This is a genomic window from Limnohabitans sp. Rim11 (assembly GCF_001269365.1).
In the GTDB taxonomy this organism is placed as follows: Bacteria; Pseudomonadota; Gammaproteobacteria; order Burkholderiales; family Burkholderiaceae_C; genus Limnohabitans_A.
This window is the reverse complement of sequence record NZ_CXOM01000003.1, coordinates 67016-83423: the sequence shown is the minus strand read 5'-3', so window position 1 is coordinate 83423 and position 16408 is coordinate 67016. Positions and strand designations below refer to the sequence as shown.

Here is a 16408-nt window from a genome sequence, read left to right as displayed (position 1 = left end):
GCAATGCGCAGTTTGTTAAATCGCATTTATGACAGCGCCGCCGCTTTGGCGGCGCTTTTCATGTGTGCCATGCTTTTGATGGTTTTGATGTCCATCATTGGCCGTGAATTCAACTTTCACATCAGAGGGACAGACGCCTATGCAGGTTATTGCATGGCCGCCAGCGGCTTCCTGGCTTTGGCACACACCTTGAAAAAAGGTGAGCACATTCGTGTCACAGTTCTCATCAGCCGATTCAAAGGCCGTTGGCTCAAAGGCCTCGAATTGTGGGCATTGGGCATGGCCTCTTTTCTGGCATGCCTCTTGGCGTACTACAGCATACGTTTGTCTTGGCAGTCTTACACCTTCCACGACATTTCCACCAGCAACGATGCAACACCCTTGTGGATTCCTCAAATTTCCATGGCGCTTGGCACCGTGGTTTTGGCGATCGCTTTCATCGACGAATTGATTTTAGAAATTCTGGGCAAACGAGTGGCCTTGAATTCAGATGAAGCGTTACACAACGAGTAACTATGAATGATTTACTGATCACAGCGCTACTGGTTGCAACGCTGTTTCTCATTTTGGGCAGTGGCGTCTGGATTGGCTTGTCTTTGTCAGGCGTGGCCTGGGTGGGCATGCAATTGTTCAGCAGCCGTCCTGCTGGCGACGCCATGGCCGTCACCATTTGGGGGTCCTCTTCCAGTTGGACCCTCACCGCTTTGCCTCTGTTCATCTGGATGGGTGAAATTCTGTTCAGAACGCGCCTTAGTCAAGACATGTTCAAAGGCTTGGCGCCTTGGCTGCAAGCTTTGCCTGGCCGTTTGCTTCACACCAATGTTGCGGGTTGCACCATCTTTGCAGCAGTCTCCGGATCCTCTGCAGCCACTTGCGCCACCATTGGCAAAATGACCTTACCTGAACTGGCAAAGCGAGGCTACCCAGATAACATGGTCGTTGGGACACTTGCAGGCGCGGGCACCTTGGGCTTGCTCATTCCACCGTCTATCATCATGATCGTCTATGGCGTGACAGCAGACGTTTCTATCGCCAAGTTGTTCATTGCCGGCATCTTGCCCGGACTCATGCTGGCATGTTTGTTTTCGGGTTACATCATTTACTGGGCCTTGCGGCATCCGGAACAAGTGCCAGTCAATGATCGCCATTACACCTTCATGGAAAAAATCCGTGAGTCAGGCAGTCTCATTCCTGTCGTCTTGCTAATTGCGTCTGTGCTCGGTTCTATCTACGCTGGCATTGCCACAGCCACAGAGGCAGCTGCGGTTGGCGTTGTAGGCGCAATGGTTTTGTCGGGCGTACAAGGTTCATTGAACTGGTCTAGCTTCAAAGAAGCCCTGATGGGCGCAACCAGGCTGTACTGCATGATTGCCCTGATTTTGGCCGGCGCTTCTTTCTTGACGCTGTCCATGGGTTACATCGGTTTGCCACGTCACTTGGCAGAATGGATTGCCACTTTAGGCCTGAGTCAGTTTGAACTGATCTTGGCACTGACAGTCTTTTACGTGATCTTGGGTTGCTTCTTAGACGGCATCTCCATGGTGGTACTAACGATGGGCGTCATCATGCCTACAGTTCAAAAAGCTGGCATTGACCCCTTGTGGTTTGGCATCTTCATTGTGCTGGTGGTTGAGATGGCCCAAATTACCCCACCCGTAGGTTTCAATTTGTTTGTGCTTCAAGGCATGACAGGCAAAGATTTGCTCTGGATCGCCAAAGCCACCTTGCCGATGTTTTTCTTGATGGTCGTGGCGGTCTTGTTGATTTACTTCTTTCCGGCCATCGTTACTTGGATGCCTCAGCAGATGAAGTTGTAAGCAGTTGGTGCAGGCTGTGCAATTGCCAGCCTGTTTCTAGTTCAATGGCCCCCGCATACGGCGGCATGTTGGTGCATTCCAAAACCACATGTTTCAGATCGGGGGCTTTTTGTTTTAAGCGCATGGCTGCGGACAGCACGCTTTGTTGGGCAGCTTCAAAATCCATTTGAGCACAATTTCCCATGATGGCATGGGCAAATACGCTTTGTCGATCGACCCCTTGCACCCTCAGCCGAGACATGTCTTGAGGCATCACGCCGGCCGCCCAAAAGTGTGCTTCACTTAAAGCAGATTCATCCATCGTCAAAACACCAACAGTTTGGTACATGGCTAACAATTTAGGGAGCAACAATAAACTGGAAGTCCGTACTGGAACTGGCAGAGCATCCTGCAACTCTCGCTGCTGCAAAACCAAAAATCCACAGCTGGTGGTCAGGGCCTTGGCACCTTGGTCAACCAGTTGGCGTCCTGCCTTAACGAACGCTGGCAACACTTGGTGTTGTTTCAAACTTTCTGGCGTTCTCACAATTTCTTGCGGAAACATACCAGACACTTTTTGATACATCAACGCTACGGGCCAACCCAAAGGACAGCCGATATCTCCTGGGTATCGAGGAAACTGGGTGTCCAGCATCAGAACGCCCCAAGGATTCAAATCATTTTTTGTAGACATTAAAGAATTCGTCCATCCACTGCAAACTGGGACTGATTTTGATTCAAAATTGACCCTCGCTCATGTCGACCCATTTGACATCAGGTCAAAGAATACCCAAAGGAATTTAGTGTTTAAAAATGTGACGGCCTACCGCATTGGGCCAAATTGGGTAGCGACTGCTTCCGAAATTGAAACAGCGCTGGCAACGGCCAGATTTACCGAGTGCTCGCCTGGCCAAGACAAATCAGTTGGATGGATAGAACCTCGCGGCATTGCCCACGGCCCATTGCTTGAAAACATCGGTGGCCAATGGATTGCCAAACTGATGATCGAAACCAAAGCGGTGCCCTCCTCTGTCGTCAAACGCAAGGCAGAGATACAAATTCAAGAAATTGAATCAAAAACAGGCCGCAAGCCGGGCAAAAAAGAAAAACGTGAAATGTGCGAAGACATCTTGCACAGCCTCTTGCCCCAAGCCTTTGCCAAACAAGGCGCTGTCACCGTTTGGATCAATCCCCAAGATCGACTCTTGGCCATCGATGCAGCCAGCTCAGGCAAAGCCGATGAGGTGATCACCCAATTGGTGCGTGCCCTTCCCAGCCTTGATTTAAATTTACTGCAAACCGCCACATCCCCTCAGACAGCCATGGCATCGTGGTTGCTAGCAACGGACTCAGACGAATTGCCAGCCTCTATCAGCATTGAAAAAGAATGCGTCTTAAAGTCTGGTGCCGAAGATCAGCCCATGGTGAAGTACACCCGCCATATTTTGAGCACCGAAGAAGTCAGAAAGCATGTGCGCGAGGGCAAGCTACCCACCCAATTGGCCCTCAGCTGGGAAGGCAAAGCCAGTTTTGTTTTAACCGACAACCTTCAGTTCAAAAAATTGAGCTTCCTAGACGGCACCGAACCCGACAGCCTCAATACTCAGGGCGATGACAAATTTGACGCCAATGTGGTTTTGAGCACGGGCATGCTCAGCCCCTTGATCAAAGACATCTTGGAAGCTTTGGGTGGCGAAAACATCTTTGCCGAGCCAGCCACTGAAGCCGAAGGGCCACCTTTTTAATCGGGAGTCCGCCGCATGTCCTCAGTCATTGCCATTTGCATCGGTGCATGTGTCGGCGCCTTAAGCCGCTGGCAATTGGGGCTTTGGCTCAACCCACCCCCCCATTCCGAGAACATTTTCCCTTGGGGCACCTTGGCCGCCAACCTCATTGGCGGCTACCTCATTGGTGTTTGCGTGGGTCTGTTTCAAAACTTTCCCCAAATTGACCCCGCATGGCGTTTGTTGCTGGTCACAGGTTTTTTAGGCGCGCTAACTACTTTTTCGACCTTTTCGGTCGAAGTCGTCGGCATGCTCCAACAAGGCCGCCTTTTCTTGGCACTTGCAACGGCTTCCTTGCACCTGTTGGGCTCATTGCTGCTGACCTATCTGGGGTTAATGACTGTCCGATTAACTGGCAGCAATTTTTGAAACTTTGGTGACAACTGGCTTGACCCAAGTCAAGTGCATTTTTTCATAAGGGAAAGTCCTTAAAAGCCTAGCTGTATGACCGTGATCTACTGGAGGGCGAATTCAACCCGAGGAGTCCCGCATGCAGGTTCAAATGAAGGTCAACGGCAAATCAGTGTCCGTCGACGCAGCCCCCAACACATTGCTCGTTAACGCTTTGCGCGAGCACCTCAAACTGACTGGCACCCACGTGGGTTGCGACACCGCCCAATGTGGCGCGTGCACGGTTCACGTCAACGGCCGCGCCGTCAAGTCTTGCAACATGCTCACCGCACAAGCCCAAGGCGCCGAAGTCACCACCATTGAAGGCATGGCCCAGCCCGATGGCACCATGCACCCCATGCAAGCTGCGTTCAAAGAATGTCACGGCTTGCAGTGCGGTTTCTGCACACCTGGCATGGTTATGAGCGCCGTCGACATCGCCAAGCGCCACCCCAACGCCAGCGAACTCGAAATTCGCGAATTGCTCGAAGGCAATTTGTGCCGTTGCACCGGTTACCAAAATATCGTCAAGGCCGTGCAGCAAGGTTCTGCTGCCATGAAAGCTTAAGGAGTTCATCATGGGTGCATCAGATTTTTCCAAACTTCCTCACATTGGTGAAGCCTTGCGTCGCAAGGAAGACTATCGCTTTCTCACAGGCGCTGGCAACTACACCGACGACATCCGCCTAGATAACATGACGCACGCGGTGTTCGTGCGTTCACCTCACGCACATGCCAACATCAAGAGCATCAACAAAGCTGCAGCTTTGGCAGCGCCTGGTGTGGTTGCAGTGCTCGACGGCCCCGATGTGGTCGATGCCAAGATCAATGGCTTGCCTTGCGGCTGGCTCATTACCGATACCAGCGGCAAGCCCATGAATGAGCCGCCTCACCCCATCCTTGCCAATGGCAAGGTACGTTACGTGGGCGACCACGTGGCCATGGTGGTGGCCGAAACTTTGGAACAAGCCAAAAACGCAGCCGAATTGGTCGAAGTGGAATACGACGTCTTGCCCGCCGTGGTCGATGTGCGTCAAGCCAAATCTGCCACAGCATTGCACGCCGAAGCCCCTAACAACCATTGCTACAACTGGGCCATTGGCGACAAAGCCGCTGTAGACGCTGCATTTGCAGGTGCTGCTCACGTCACCAAGCTCGACCTCATCAACAACCGCTTGGCCCCTAACCCCATGGAGCCTCGCGCCGCCATCGGCAGCTACAACCGCGCCAGCGACGAGTACACGCTGTATGTGTCCAACCAAAATCCGCACGTCGAGCGCTTGCTCATGACGGCGTTTGTGCTGGGCTTGCCCGAGCACAAAGTGCGCGTCATTGCTCCCGATGTGGGTGGTGGTTTTGGCGCCAAAATTTATTTGTACGCTGAAGATGTGTGCCTCACTTGGGCTTCCAAAAAGCTCAACCGCAACATCAAATGGAATTGCGACCGTTCAGAAGCTTTCTTAAGTGATGCCCACGGACGTGACCATTCCAGCCACGCCGAATTGGCCATCGACAAAGACGGCAAATTCTTGGCTTTGCGCGTGCACACCGATGCCAACTTGGGTGCGTACCTGTCTACGTTTTCCACAGCGGTTCCCACCATTTTGTACGCCACTTTGTTGGCCGGCCAATACGCTACACCTCAGGTGTATGTGGAGGTAGACGCTTGGTTCACTAACACCGCACCAGTTGACGCATATCGCGGCGCGGGACGCCCAGAAGCCACTTACTTGCTCGAGCGTATTGTGTCGCGCGCCGCCTTCGAATTGGGCATGACCCAAGACGCCATTCGCAGCAAGAACTTCATCACACAGTTCCCGTACCAAACGCCAGTGGCTTTGCAGTACGACACCGGCGATTTCCACGCCCTTATGAACCACGCCAACAAACTGGGCGACTTGGCAGGCTTCCCAGCCCGCAAAGCCGCCAGTGCTGCCAAAGGCATGTTGCGCGGCATTGGTTACTCCAGCTACATCGAAGCTTGCGGCTTGGCCCCAAGTAACGTGGCTGGCGCTCTGGGCGCGCGCGCTGGTTTGTTTGAGTGCGGCGAAGTGCGCGTGCACCCCACAGGAAGCGTCACGGTGTTCACCGGCTCACACAGCCATGGCCAAGGTCACGAAACCACCTTTGCACAGGTGGTGGCAGCGCGCTTGGGCATCCCAGTTGAAAACGTCGACATTGTTCACGGCGATACCGGCCGCGTGCCTTTCGGCATGGGCACTTACGGCTCACGCTCCATTTCTGTGGGCGGTGCCGCTCTGATGCGCGCCCTCGACAAAATTGAAGCCAAGGCCAAGAAAATTGCAGCCCACCTCATGGAAGCCGGCGATGCCGACATTGACTTTGCCAATGGCGAATTCAGTGTCAAGGGCACCGACAAAAAGATTCCATTTGGCACGGTGGCACTCACGGCTTATGTGCCGCACAACTACCCCCTCGACAAGTTGGAGCCAGGCCTGAACGAAACTGCGTTCTACGACCCCACCAACTTCACGTTCCCCGCAGGTACTTACATCTGCGAAGTGGAAATTGACCCGCAAACAGGCGTGACCAAAATCGACAAGTTCACGGCAGTGGACGACTTCGGCACCATCATCAACCCCATGATTGTGGAAGGCCAAGTGCACGGCGGTTTGGTTCAAGGCATTGGTCAAGCGCTCATGGAAAACTGTGTGTATGACAAAGAAACAGGTCAACTCTTGACCGGCTCTTTCATGGACTACACCATGCCCCGTGCCGACGACTTCCCCGATTTCGCCATCGGCCACGAGTGCACCCCCTGCACCACCAATCCTTTGGGCACCAAAGGTTGCGGTGAGGCTGGCGCCATTGGCTCACCACCTGCAGTGATCAACGCTGTACTGGACGCTTTGGCTCCTTTGGGCGTCAAAGACTTTGACATGCCTGCCACACCGCACCGCGTGTGGGAAGCCATTCAAGCCGCCAAGGCCTAATTCAAAATTCGGAGTATTTACCATGTACGCATTCAACTACGAACGCCCCACCGCTTTGGCAGACGCCCAAAAACTGGCACAAGCTGGTGGTCAAGTATTGGCAGGTGGTCAAACCATGATCGCTGCCATGAAACAGCGCCTGCAACAACCCGAAACCTTGGTTGATTTGGCCGCCATCAGCGGTTTGGCTGGCGTCAAAAAAGACGGCAACAACATCGTCATTGGCGCCATGACGCGCCATCAAGATGTGGCCGACAACGCCGATGTTCAAAAGAACATTCCAGGCTTGGCCGCTTTGGCCAACAACATTGGCGACAAGCAAGTTCGTTCCATGGGCACCATTGGTGGCTCTGTGGCCAACAACGACCCTGCCGCTTGCTACCCCAGCGCGTTGCTGGCTTTGGGCGCCACGGTGAATACCGACAAGCGCTCCATCAAAGCCGACGACTTTTTCCAAGGTCTGTACACCACCGCGTTGGAAGCGGGCGAAATCATCACTTCTGTGAGCTTCCCTATTCCTACCAAAGCGGCTTACGCCAAGTTCAACCAACCCGCCTCACGCTTTGCGTTGGTTGGTGTGTTTGTGGCCCAAACGGCTGGCGGCGCTCGCGTGGCCATTACAGGCGCAGGCAATGGCGTATTCCGTCATGCTGGCATGGAAGCCGCTTTGACAAAGAGCTTTACCCCTGAAGCCGTAGCCGGAGTCGCGGTAGACTCTACGGATCTCAATGCCGACCTGCACGCTTCAAAGGCCTATCGCGCTCACCTGATCACCGTGCAAACTCAAAGGGCGGTGAAACAGGCGAACGGATGACCGCAAAAGACACTTTCAAAAGCATCGACGAACTTGCCCAGGCCCTTCAAGGCGTGGGCTATTTCGCGGAACGGCGGCTCATCACCGCCGTTTTTTTGAGCCTCAAATTGGAGCGACCTCTTCTGTTGGAGGGAGAGCCTGGCGTGGGCAAAACAGAACTGGCCAAAGCTTTGGCCAAGGTTTTGGGGCGCCCTCTCATTCGGCTTCAGTGCTATGACGGCATGGAACAGCGTGAAGCGCTTTACGAATGGAACCACGCAGCGCAACTGTTGCACATGCGAGCAGCCTCTCAATCTGGCACTGGCGCATCGCCTCAAGAGATTGAGCGCGAGGTCTATCAAAAACGCTTCTTGGTCAAACGTCCGTTGCTAGAAGCGCTTCAAACCAAAGCCCCAGGTGCGCTGCTGCTGATCGATGAAGTCGACCGCACTGACGAACCCTTCGAAGCCTTCTTGCTGGAGTATTTGGGCGAGTACCAAGTCAGCATTCCAGAACTGGGCACCATCAAAGCCGAAGTAGCCCCCGTCACCATTCTCACCAGCAACCGCACGCGCGATTTGAACGATGCCGTGAAACGTCGCTGCTTGTACCAATGGATGGACTACCCCGATCGCGAGCGCGAATTGGCCGTGGTGCGCTCACAGGTACCGCAAGCCAGCGCCCAACTTACCGAGCAAGTGGCCGAATTTGTAGGCCGTCTGCGCAGCCAACCGTTTGCCAGCGCCTTTCAGCGCGCACCCGGCATTGCAGAAAGCGTGGAATGGGCCAAAGCCTTGGTGGCCTTGAACACCCTCACACTCGACCCTGAAGTGGTGCAAGACACCGTGGGTATCTTGTTCAAGCAGCGCGAAGACATCGCAGCCATCACGCCTTTGCTTGACGATTTGTTGGCCCCTGCCCCTACCGTTATTTAAGAGTTTTTCAACATGCTGTTGGGCGACGCACGCACTGGCAAACTCAGTGACAATATCACGGGGTTTGCAAGAGCCTTGCGCAGAGCGGGCTTGCCCATCGATGCGTCGCGAATTAGCTTGGCCATTGAATCGACGCAGCTGGTTGGCATTGAACGCAAAGGCGATTTGTCTGCCGCCCTTCAAGCCTGCTTGGTCAGCCGACAAGAAGACTTGGTGGTGTTTGACCAAATGTTTTCGGCCTTCTTCAGAGACCCTGAACTGACACGTCAGCTACTGTCGCAATTGCTTCCCAAAGCGCCCACAGCCACGCCAGGCGTGCCGCGCAAATCACGCGTCCAAGAAGCATTGGCCGCTAAAAACAAAAACAATGACCCTGTCAAACCCAAAGAGGTTGAACTGAAGTTTGACGCGGCCATGAGCGCCAGCGACCGCGAGCGCTTGCAGCAAGCAGACTTTCAAAGCCTGAGTGCCAGCGAGTTCAATTTGGTCGAAAAATTAGCCCGTCGCGTCAAGTTGCCCCTACCCCAAATACAAGGCCGTAGAACCCGCGCAGGTGGCCGCGGTGAACGCATGCACTGGGCCAAAACCATGCAGCAAGCAGCCCGCCAAGATGGCGATGTGTTGCGCTTGCCGCGCATGCAACGCAAGCCTCAAGCCCTGCCCCTACTCATCTTGGTTGACATCAGTGGCTCCATGGAGCGTTATGCCCGCTTGCTCTTGGCTTTTTTGCACCAAGCCACCCGTGGCACACCGCGACAAGTGTTTGCATTTGGCACAGGCTTGACCAACCTCAATCCGGCCTTCAAGCTGAGAGACACCGATGACATGCTGGCCTTGTCCAGTCGACAAATTCAAGACTTTGCGGGCGGCACCCAGTTGGGCCAATCGTTGGCGCAATTTCGCGCGCAACATGCCAAAAAACTCACAGGCCGACGCACCGTGGTGTTGTTAATCAGCGATGGCTTGGATACAGGCACTGCAGAGACGCTAGACTCGGAACTTGTTTGGCTTAAACGGCATACTCGTTCTTTGCTTTGGCTCAATCCTTTGCTGCGTTTTGAGGGCTATGCTCCTATCGCAATGGGTGCGAGCGTCTTGAACAAGCATGTCAACGGCATGTTGGCCATCCACAATTTATCGCGCTTAGAAGAATTGGCCAGTGCCTTGTCTAAGCTCTTGAAATCGCATTAAGAAACTTTAGGAGAGACACCTCATGGACATGCAAGGACAACGCGTACTTCACGTGACACAAGCCCAAGCTTGGGACGCATTGAATGACCCCAGCATTTTGAAATCATGTATTCCAGGCTGCGACAAGTTTGAGCTGACAGAAGCCAATGTTTACAACGTCGGTGTGGCCATCAAAATTGGCCCTGTGTCTGCCAAGTTCACGGGCAAAGTGACGCTGTCTGACATTCAAGTGCCTAACTCCTATTCATTGAATTTTGAAGCACAAGGCGGCGTGGCAGGTTTTGGCAAAGGTGAATCCAAAGTTTCTTTGCACCCGCATGCTGAAGGTTGCGAATTGCAATACACCGTTCACTCCACTGTGGGTGGCAAGTTGGCCCAACTCGGACAACGCCTGATTGACGGTGCCGCCAAATCTTTGGCCGAAGACTTTTTCAAACGCTTTGATGAAGCCCTGCAAGCCAAGTACCCAGCCGCTGAAGGCGCAGCGCCAGTCGCTGCCGTTGCTGAACAGCCTGCAGCCAGTTCTGGCGGTGTGCCCTCATGGGTTTGGCTTGCTTTGGTGGTGGGTGCCGGCGCTGTTTGGGCCATGGTCCGTTAAGTCTTTTAAGTCCGTTAAATTAGCTTCATAGCCATTCACGACATCATGGAAAACTTAGACATTGTGGTGTTGCGCACGCTCAAAGCTTGGCGTGAAGCTGGCCAGCGAGCCCTGCTCACCACGGTGGTCAGAACCTGGGGATCTTCCCCTCGCCCAGTAGGCTCCATCATGGCTTTGTGCGAAACAGGGGCTGTTGTGGGCTCCGTATCGGGCGGTTGCATTGAAGACGATCTGATTGCGCAGTACAGCAAAGCCAATGCCATCACAGACAGCGCGCCCGTGCGTTTGAAATACGGCATCAGTGCCGACGAGGCGCATCGCTTTGGCCTCCCCTGTGGCGGCACATTAGAGCTGCTTCTGGAATTCAACCCCGATGCAGCCAGCTTGGCCGAGTTGATTGCCATGCTCGAAAAAGGTCAACTCACTCAGCGCTGCACCCTCCTCAGCACTGGGGCTGTGACCCTGACTGCCAGCGATGCCCCTAGCGATTTGCACATCGATGAGCAACAACTCATCAACACCTTTGGGCCTGAATATCGAATGCTGCTGATTGGTGCCGGTCAAATGACCGAGTACTTGGCCACCATGGCTTTGTTCAATGGCTTTGCCGTCACGGTGTGCGATCCGCGTGAAGAATATCGCGGTGCGTGGTCGGTGGCGGGCGTGACCGTGAAGCACGACATGCCGGACGATCTGGTGGTCAGTTTTCACCCAGACAGACGCAGCTGTGTAATTGCGCTCACCCACGACCCCAAGCTAGACGATTTGGCTTTGTTGGCTGCGTTAGAAACCGATGCGTTTTACATCGGTGCCATTGGTTCACGTCGCAACAACTTACTGCGCCAGCAACGCATGATGGAGCACTTCGATCAAACCGAAGAATCACTGGCCCGGCTGCGTGGGCCCATCGGCATCTACATCGGTAGCAAAACACCTGCAGAAATAGCGGTGAGCATCATGGCCGAAGTGTTGGCGGTTAAAAATGGTGTGCCCTTGCCGCGCGACATGGATGTGGCACACGCCAAGAACACACACGAAGGACCCGCCATCGATCCTTCGGCGCCTGTTTGCTTCACAAGCCGCTAATTTTGATCAACGCTGATCTAAGCCGATCTAAGCATTAGCAAGCCCAACTTATTTGTTGGCGTTGGGGAAGAACACAGATTCACCACCAATTTTGTAGGCAGCAATAGCAGCTTGGCCGTTGGCTGAAATAACCCAGTCCACAAACTTTTGTGCATCGGCTTGTTTCACGTGCGCATGCTTGGCGGGGTTGACCACCATCACACCATATTGATTGAACAACTTGGCATCGCCTTCTACCAGCACTTTTAAGTCAGCGCGATTTTTAAAGTTCAACCAAGTACCGCGATCGGTTAAGACATAGGCGCCGGTAGAGGCACCGATGTTCAGTGCAGGCCCCATGCCGCAACCACATTCTTTGTAGCCCGTTCCTTTTTGTGAGGCCAATGCGGCTTGATTCCAGAAGCGCAATTCAGCAGCGTGCGTGCCACTCTTGTCACCCCGAGAAACAAATGCGGCGTTGCTGGCTGCGATTTTTTTTAGTGCGGCCACAATGTCATTGCCTTTGGCATTGGCTGGATCGGCTTGAGGCCCCACCACCACAAAGTCGTTGTACATCACTGGAAAACGCTTTACGCCAAAGCCGTCCGCTACAAACTTTTCTTCGGCCACTTGGTCGTGCACAAACACCACATCGGTATCACCGCGACGCGCCATGTCCAAAGCTTGACCTGTGCCCAAGGCCACCACCTTGATGTCAATGCCAGAGGCCTGTTTAAACGCTGGCAACAGATGGCCAAACAGACCGGATTGCTCAGTGGAGGTAGTGGAAGACATCACAATGGACTGCGCCATGGCATGGGCACTGAAACCTGCAAAGACAAGGCCTAGTGCGGTGCTCTGCAATAAGCGCACCATAGGTTTGAATTGATTCATTGCGTTCATGAGGTTTCTCCTTGTAGAAATAAAAAAGCTTGCTGGCTATGTTGTTTCAAACATTCAGCGTTAAAAAAATCTACTGTAGGCAAGTCCGCCAAGATGCGCCCTTGCTCGATGTAAATGACCCGGCTGGCCCAGCGCTTGACTTGGCCCAAGTTGTGACTTGCAAAAATCAAAGTCATGGGGGTAGGCTTCTCTTTGGGTGCAATCATTTCTTGCACCAGTGTTTCAATCTCTCGTTTGGCGGGTGGATCCAAACTGGCTGTGGGCTCATCCAAAAAAAGCAACTCGGGTTCTTTGGCCCAAGCTCTGGCCAAGGCCAAGCGCTGCTGCTGACCGCCCGACAGGGTGGCTGCGTTTTGCAGCTTCACGCCCGACAAACCCACCACCGACAAAGCCTCTAAGGCCCGTGCTTTGGCTTGGTACCACCGCAAGCCCAAGCTGCGGTCTAGCCACAAGCCAAGTGCCACGTTGTTCCAACTGCTGCTTCTTAACATGTGGGGCCTTTGAAACAACATGGCTTGCCTGCAAGTTGCCAATTGCAAGCGTCCCTCAGACACAGGATGAAGTCCATTCAAGACTCGCAGCAAGGTACTTTTGCCAGAGCCATTGGCGCCAATCAGCGCCACATGCTCGCCGGCCTGAACCGTCAAAGAAACATCGCTCAGCGCTTGCACATGACCCAACTTCAAGCTCACATGTTGGAGTGAAATGAGAGCTGTCATGTCACCCATCCCCGCAAGCTGCTGGGCTTAGATTGCTGATGGCGATCTTGCCAATGCCTAAACAGCGCCAACAACACATTCAAACAACCCACAATGGCCAGCAGCACAATGCCAAGCGCCAAGGCCAATGGCAAATCGCCTTTGCTGGTTTCAAGCGCAATGGCCGTGGTCATCACACGCGTAAAGCCTTCGATGTTGCCACCCACAATCATGACAGCACCCACCTCAGAGATAGCACGTCCAAAACAAGCCACCACGACGGTGAGCAAGGCAAAGCGCTCGTTCCAAGCCAGCAACACACAGCGCACCAAATTGCCGGCCCCTAAAGATCGCCACTGCTCACCATGCGCTGCCTCGACATCTTCAACCACTTGTCGGCTGAGGGCTGCTGCCACAGGCACCACCAGCACCACTTGGGCCAGCACCATGGCTTTGAAACTGAACAACCAACCTAAAAATCCAAGCGGCCCTGTCCTAGACAGCAACAAATAAATGACCAAGCCCACCACCACGGATGGCAAAGCCAAAAACGTGTTGAGGACTGTGAGCACCATCGCCCTGCCAGTAAAGCGCGACACTCCCAAATACGCCCCCAATGAGATCCCAATCAAACAGCCAATCAAGCATGCCGTGGCACTAACGCCAAGCGACCTGCCCGCAATGGTCCAAAGGCCAGGATCAAGAGAGCTAATGAGTTGAAACGCTGTGGCAGCGCTGTCTGAAAAGGTATTCATAAGGATTAAAACTTGCGCCGATGCTAGCCTTTTTGAATAACCTGAACTACGCGGGTGTTCCGCTATGAATTTTTGTGCATAAGCCCTGGTGCGGGTGGCATCTAAGCCCATTCCAAATGAGGCACACTTAGGCCGTGCCAAAAATTGAACTTTCCTACAACTGGGGGCCAGAGAACTCTCCCCCACCAACCGCTGACGGCTTGAAACAAAGGCCGCAGGCTTTGTTGCGCAACCCACTCATGGACCTCTTGCAGGCGGTCCGGGAACATGGCTCGATAGCTGCAGCCGCCAGATCTCTGGGCCTCTCCTATCGACACGTTTGGGGTGAGCTGAAGAAATGGGAGCTTCGGTTGAACCAAAACCTGATCGTTTGGGAAAAAGGCATGCCGGCAGAACTGTCCGAATTTGCCAGCAAGTTGCTGTGGGCCGAACGCCAAGCGCAGGCCCGTTTGGCGGCCCCCATTGAATCGCTCATGGCAGAAATTGAGCGAACCTTTGCCGTCGCCTTTGACCCCCAAGCCCACTTACTGACCCTGTACGCAAGCCATGACGATGCTTTGGTGCGTCTGCGCGAGTCCGCATCACAAAAGTCCCTCCACCTCGACATCCGTTTTTGCGGCAGCGTCGACGCCATTCGCGCCTTGAACGAAGGTCGCTGTGAAATAGCCGGATTTCACACCCTGTCGCAACCCAATGAAAAAAGTCTCTCTGCAGAAACTTACAAACCCCTACTCAAGCCAGGACTGCACAAACTGATTGGCTTTGCCAAACGCACTCAAGGCTTGCTGGTCAAGGCTGGCAACCCTTTGAATGTGCAGTCCCTGCAAGATGTGGTCAATGGGCGGTTTCGTTATGTCAACCGCGGACTGGGCACAGGGACACGGCTTTTGTTGGATGAACTGCTGATCAATCAACGCATCAAGCCAGAGCAACTTTTGGGCTACGACCGACAAGAGCTGTCGCACAGTGCTGTGGCCACATGCATTGCTTCAGGTCAAGCCGATGCAGGCCTTGCCATTGAAAGTGCCGCATTGGCTGCCGGCCTTGACTTCATTCCCTTGGTGACTGAAAACTATTGGTTGGCTTGCCTCAAAAGTGCTTTGGATTCCCCTCCGGTTTTCGTGCTCAGAGAGCACTTGGCCTCGGCCAATTGGCAACTTAAGCTTGAAGAGATGTCTGGCTATGAAGCCAATCAATCTGGCAATGTTCACTCTCTTCGCCAAGAACTGCCGTGGTGGAACCTCAAACCCCGCACAAAGCTGCAAAAAACCTCTGCCAAACATTGATCTAGCGCAGGGAAAACCCGCGCAAAAGTGCGATTTAAATTTCCTACAATAGCGACCATGACTGTAAGCAGTCTTCAGTGTCGCGATAGCGTCCTGAATTCATTAACCTAGACTTCCGGAGTTAACCCCATGGATCGTCGTTCCCTTATTAAAAATGCCGGTATTGCTGGCGTCCTGGCCGCAGGCGTAGCCCCAGCGGTTATCCATGCTCAAACTACATTGCGCTGGCGCATTGCTTCGAGCTTCCCCAAATCACTCGACACATTGTTTGGTGTTTGCGACGTGTTTGCCAAGAAAGTTGGCGAATTGTCTGGCGGCAAGTTCACCATCACCACTCACGCTGCTGGCGAATTGATGCCCGCATTTGGCGTGCTCGACGGCGTGTCCAATGGCACCGTCGAAATGGCCAACACAGCGCCTTACTACTTCTTCGGCAAAGACCCAACTTACGCTCTGGACTGCGCCATTCCTTTCGGTCTCAACAGCCGTCAAATGACTGCTTGGATGTACGAAGGCAATGGCTTGAAGCTGTTCCGTGAGTTCTACGCCAAAGTGGGTATCGTTAACTTCCCAATGGGCAACACAGGCGTTCAAATGGGCGGCTGGTATCGCAAAGAAATCAAATCTTTGAAAGACATGAAGGGCCTGAAATTCCGCGTGGGCGGTTTCGGCGGTAAAGTTTTGGAACCCCTGGGCGTAGTGCCCCAAAACATTCCTGGCGGTGAGATTTATCAAGCACTGGAAAAAGGCACCATCGACGCAGCCGAGTGGGTTGGCCCTTATGACGACCAAAAATTGGGTCTGAACAAAGTGGCACCTAACTACTACTTCCCTGGTTTCTGGGAAGTGGGCCCTCAGTTGGCTTTGTACGTCAACCAAAAGGCTTACGAAGGTTTGTCCAGCGAGTACAAGGCCATCATCGAGTGCGCATCTACGTATGCACACACCGACATGCAAGCCAAGTATGACTACAAAAACCCAGCTGCATTGAAGACCCTCATCGGTCAAGGTGCCAAATTGCGCGCCTTCCCCAAAGACGTGATGGACGCTGCATTCAAGTCTTCACAAGAAGTCTACTCAAACTTGAGCAACACCAACCCAGAGTGGAAGAAAATCTACGCTGACTACTCCAACTTCCGTCGTGAAGCCAACCAGTGGTTCAGCTTGGCTGAGTCCAGCATGAACAACTTCATGGAACGCCAGAAGCTGTAATTAAATAAAGCTGCTCTCAAAAGCAGCTTTCAATCAGCCCAACAAAAA

Annotated in this window: 17 protein-coding genes; 13 read left to right on the top strand and 4 right to left on the bottom strand. The window is 53.5% G+C overall.

Going from position 1 to position 16408, the window contains the following annotated elements; all coding sequences use genetic code 11:
* Positions 1-3 precede the first annotated feature (3 nt).
* Together AMM03_RS09490 and AMM03_RS09485 are read left to right on the top strand one after the other, a co-directional pair.
* The gene (locus AMM03_RS09490) at positions 4-513 is read left to right on the top strand and encodes a TRAP transporter small permease (RefSeq protein ID WP_090130973.1); all 510 of its coding nucleotides are present in this window, start codon (positions 4-6) and stop codon (positions 511-513) included.
* Between the two features lie 2 nt (positions 514-515).
* Positions 516-1817 (top strand): TRAP transporter large permease, encoded by a 1302-nt coding sequence (locus AMM03_RS09485; RefSeq protein ID WP_090130971.1) that lies wholly within the window; start codon positions 516-518, stop codon positions 1815-1817.
* Here the strand turns inward: AMM03_RS09485 and AMM03_RS09480 are convergent.
* A complete protein-coding gene (locus AMM03_RS09480) occupies positions 1786-2490 on the bottom strand; it encodes an aspartate/glutamate racemase family protein (protein WP_228764643.1) in 705 nt (234 codons plus the stop codon). The two genes, AMM03_RS09485 and AMM03_RS09480, sit on opposite strands and share 32 nt — an antisense overlap.
* A gap of 109 nt (positions 2491-2599) precedes the next feature.
* Between AMM03_RS09480 and AMM03_RS09475 the strand changes: the two genes are divergently transcribed.
* The 9 genes from AMM03_RS09475 (at position 2600) to AMM03_RS09435 (ending at position 11527) form a co-directional block, all read left to right on the top strand.
* Complete coding sequence (locus AMM03_RS09475; protein ID WP_090130969.1) at positions 2600-3541, top strand: recombination-associated protein RdgC; 942 nt, start codon at positions 2600-2602, stop codon at positions 3539-3541.
* Between the two features lie 15 nt (positions 3542-3556).
* Complete coding sequence (gene crcB / locus AMM03_RS09470; protein WP_090130967.1) at positions 3557-3949, top strand: fluoride efflux transporter CrcB; 393 nt, start codon at positions 3557-3559, stop codon at positions 3947-3949.
* Positions 3950-4070: 121 nt separating this feature from the next.
* Positions 4071-4538 carry a (2Fe-2S)-binding protein gene (locus tag AMM03_RS09465; protein ID WP_090130965.1) on the top strand — a complete coding sequence of 156 codons (468 nt, stop codon included), beginning with the start codon at positions 4071-4073 and terminating at the stop codon, positions 4536-4538.
* 10 nt (positions 4539-4548) lie between these two features.
* On the top strand, positions 4549-6924 hold the full coding sequence (locus tag AMM03_RS09460; protein WP_090130963.1) for a xanthine dehydrogenase family protein molybdopterin-binding subunit: 2376 nt from the start codon (positions 4549-4551) through the stop codon (positions 6922-6924).
* 22 nt (positions 6925-6946) lie between these two features.
* Positions 6947-7738, top strand: coding sequence for an FAD binding domain-containing protein (locus tag AMM03_RS09455; RefSeq protein WP_090130961.1), 792 nt, complete (start codon positions 6947-6949; stop codon positions 7736-7738).
* The gene (locus AMM03_RS09450) at positions 7735-8652 is read left to right on the top strand and encodes an AAA family ATPase (protein ID WP_090130959.1); all 918 of its coding nucleotides are present in this window, start codon (positions 7735-7737) and stop codon (positions 8650-8652) included. Before AMM03_RS09455 ends, AMM03_RS09450 begins: the two co-directional genes overlap by 4 nt.
* A 12-nt stretch (positions 8653-8664) precedes the next feature.
* Entirely contained in the window at positions 8665-9843 is a 1179-nt protein-coding gene (locus AMM03_RS09445; RefSeq protein WP_090130957.1) for a vWA domain-containing protein, read from the top strand.
* Between the two features lie 22 nt (positions 9844-9865).
* On the top strand, positions 9866-10441 hold the full coding sequence (locus tag AMM03_RS09440; RefSeq protein ID WP_090130955.1) for a CoxG family protein: 576 nt from the start codon (positions 9866-9868) through the stop codon (positions 10439-10441).
* A gap of 45 nt (positions 10442-10486) precedes the next feature.
* Positions 10487-11527, top strand: a complete 1041-nt coding sequence (locus AMM03_RS09435) for an XdhC family protein (protein WP_090130953.1) — start codon at positions 10487-10489, stop codon at positions 11525-11527.
* A gap of 48 nt (positions 11528-11575) precedes the next feature.
* Here the strand turns inward: AMM03_RS09435 and AMM03_RS09430 are convergent, their stop codons facing one another.
* From AMM03_RS09430 to AMM03_RS09420, 3 genes are read right to left on the bottom strand one after another with little or no spacing between them, the layout of a single operon-like run.
* The gene (locus AMM03_RS09430) at positions 11576-12382 is read right to left on the bottom strand and encodes an ABC transporter substrate-binding protein (protein WP_369793699.1); all 807 of its coding nucleotides are present in this window, start codon (positions 12380-12382) and stop codon (positions 11576-11578) included.
* Between the two features lie 23 nt (positions 12383-12405).
* On the bottom strand, positions 12406-13128 hold the full coding sequence (locus AMM03_RS09425) for an ATP-binding cassette domain-containing protein (protein WP_090131537.1): 723 nt from the start codon (positions 13126-13128) through the stop codon (positions 12406-12408).
* Positions 13125-13862, bottom strand: coding sequence for an ABC transporter permease (locus AMM03_RS09420; protein WP_090130949.1), 738 nt, complete (start codon positions 13860-13862; stop codon positions 13125-13127). Before AMM03_RS09420 ends, AMM03_RS09425 begins: the two co-directional genes overlap by 4 nt.
* A 134-nt stretch (positions 13863-13996) precedes the next feature.
* Here AMM03_RS09420 and AMM03_RS09415 point away from each other — a divergent pair, with 134 nt between their 5' ends.
* On the top strand, positions 13997-15148 hold the full coding sequence (locus AMM03_RS09415) for a substrate-binding domain-containing protein (protein ID WP_369793690.1): 1152 nt from the start codon (positions 13997-13999) through the stop codon (positions 15146-15148).
* A 129-nt stretch (positions 15149-15277) separates the two neighbouring features.
* Entirely contained in the window at positions 15278-16360 is a 1083-nt protein-coding gene (locus tag AMM03_RS09410) for a TRAP transporter substrate-binding protein (protein ID WP_090130947.1), read from the top strand.
* Positions 16361-16408: the final 48 nt, after the last annotated feature.

What these genes read in the sequence shown, in the direction of transcription:
- AMM03_RS09460 (WP_090130963.1), top strand. Translation starts at nt 4,549, where the DNA reads ATGGGTGCATCAGATTTTTCCAAACTTCCTCACATTGGTGAAGCCTTG.
- AMM03_RS09420 (WP_090130949.1), bottom strand. Translation starts at nt 13,862, where the DNA reads ATGAATACCTTTTCAGACAGCGCTGCCACAGCGTTTCAACTCATTAGC.
- AMM03_RS09440 (WP_090130955.1), top strand. Translation starts at nt 9,866, where the DNA reads ATGGACATGCAAGGACAACGCGTACTTCACGTGACACAAGCCCAAGCT.
- AMM03_RS09430 (WP_369793699.1), bottom strand. Translation starts at nt 12,382, where the DNA reads ATGGTGCGCTTATTGCAGAGCACCGCACTAGGCCTTGTCTTTGCAGGT.
- crcB (WP_090130967.1), top strand. Translation starts at nt 3,557, where the DNA reads ATGTCCTCAGTCATTGCCATTTGCATCGGTGCATGTGTCGGCGCCTTA.
- AMM03_RS09450 (WP_090130959.1), top strand. Translation starts at nt 7,735, where the DNA reads ATGACCGCAAAAGACACTTTCAAAAGCATCGACGAACTTGCCCAGGCC.
- AMM03_RS09455 (WP_090130961.1), top strand. Translation starts at nt 6,947, where the DNA reads ATGTACGCATTCAACTACGAACGCCCCACCGCTTTGGCAGACGCCCAA.
- AMM03_RS09425 (WP_090131537.1), bottom strand. Translation starts at nt 13,128, where the DNA reads ATGACAGCTCTCATTTCACTCCAACATGTGAGCTTGAAGTTGGGTCAT.
- AMM03_RS09490 (WP_090130973.1), top strand. Translation starts at nt 4, where the DNA reads ATGCGCAGTTTGTTAAATCGCATTTATGACAGCGCCGCCGCTTTGGCG.
- AMM03_RS09485 (WP_090130971.1), top strand. Translation starts at nt 516, where the DNA reads ATGAATGATTTACTGATCACAGCGCTACTGGTTGCAACGCTGTTTCTC.
- AMM03_RS09445 (WP_090130957.1), top strand. Translation starts at nt 8,665, where the DNA reads ATGCTGTTGGGCGACGCACGCACTGGCAAACTCAGTGACAATATCACG.
- AMM03_RS09465 (WP_090130965.1), top strand. Translation starts at nt 4,071, where the DNA reads ATGCAGGTTCAAATGAAGGTCAACGGCAAATCAGTGTCCGTCGACGCA.
- AMM03_RS09435 (WP_090130953.1), top strand. Translation starts at nt 10,487, where the DNA reads ATGGAAAACTTAGACATTGTGGTGTTGCGCACGCTCAAAGCTTGGCGT.
- AMM03_RS09410 (WP_090130947.1), top strand. Translation starts at nt 15,278, where the DNA reads ATGGATCGTCGTTCCCTTATTAAAAATGCCGGTATTGCTGGCGTCCTG.
- AMM03_RS09480 (WP_228764643.1), bottom strand. Translation starts at nt 2,490, where the DNA reads ATGTCTACAAAAAATGATTTGAATCCTTGGGGCGTTCTGATGCTGGAC.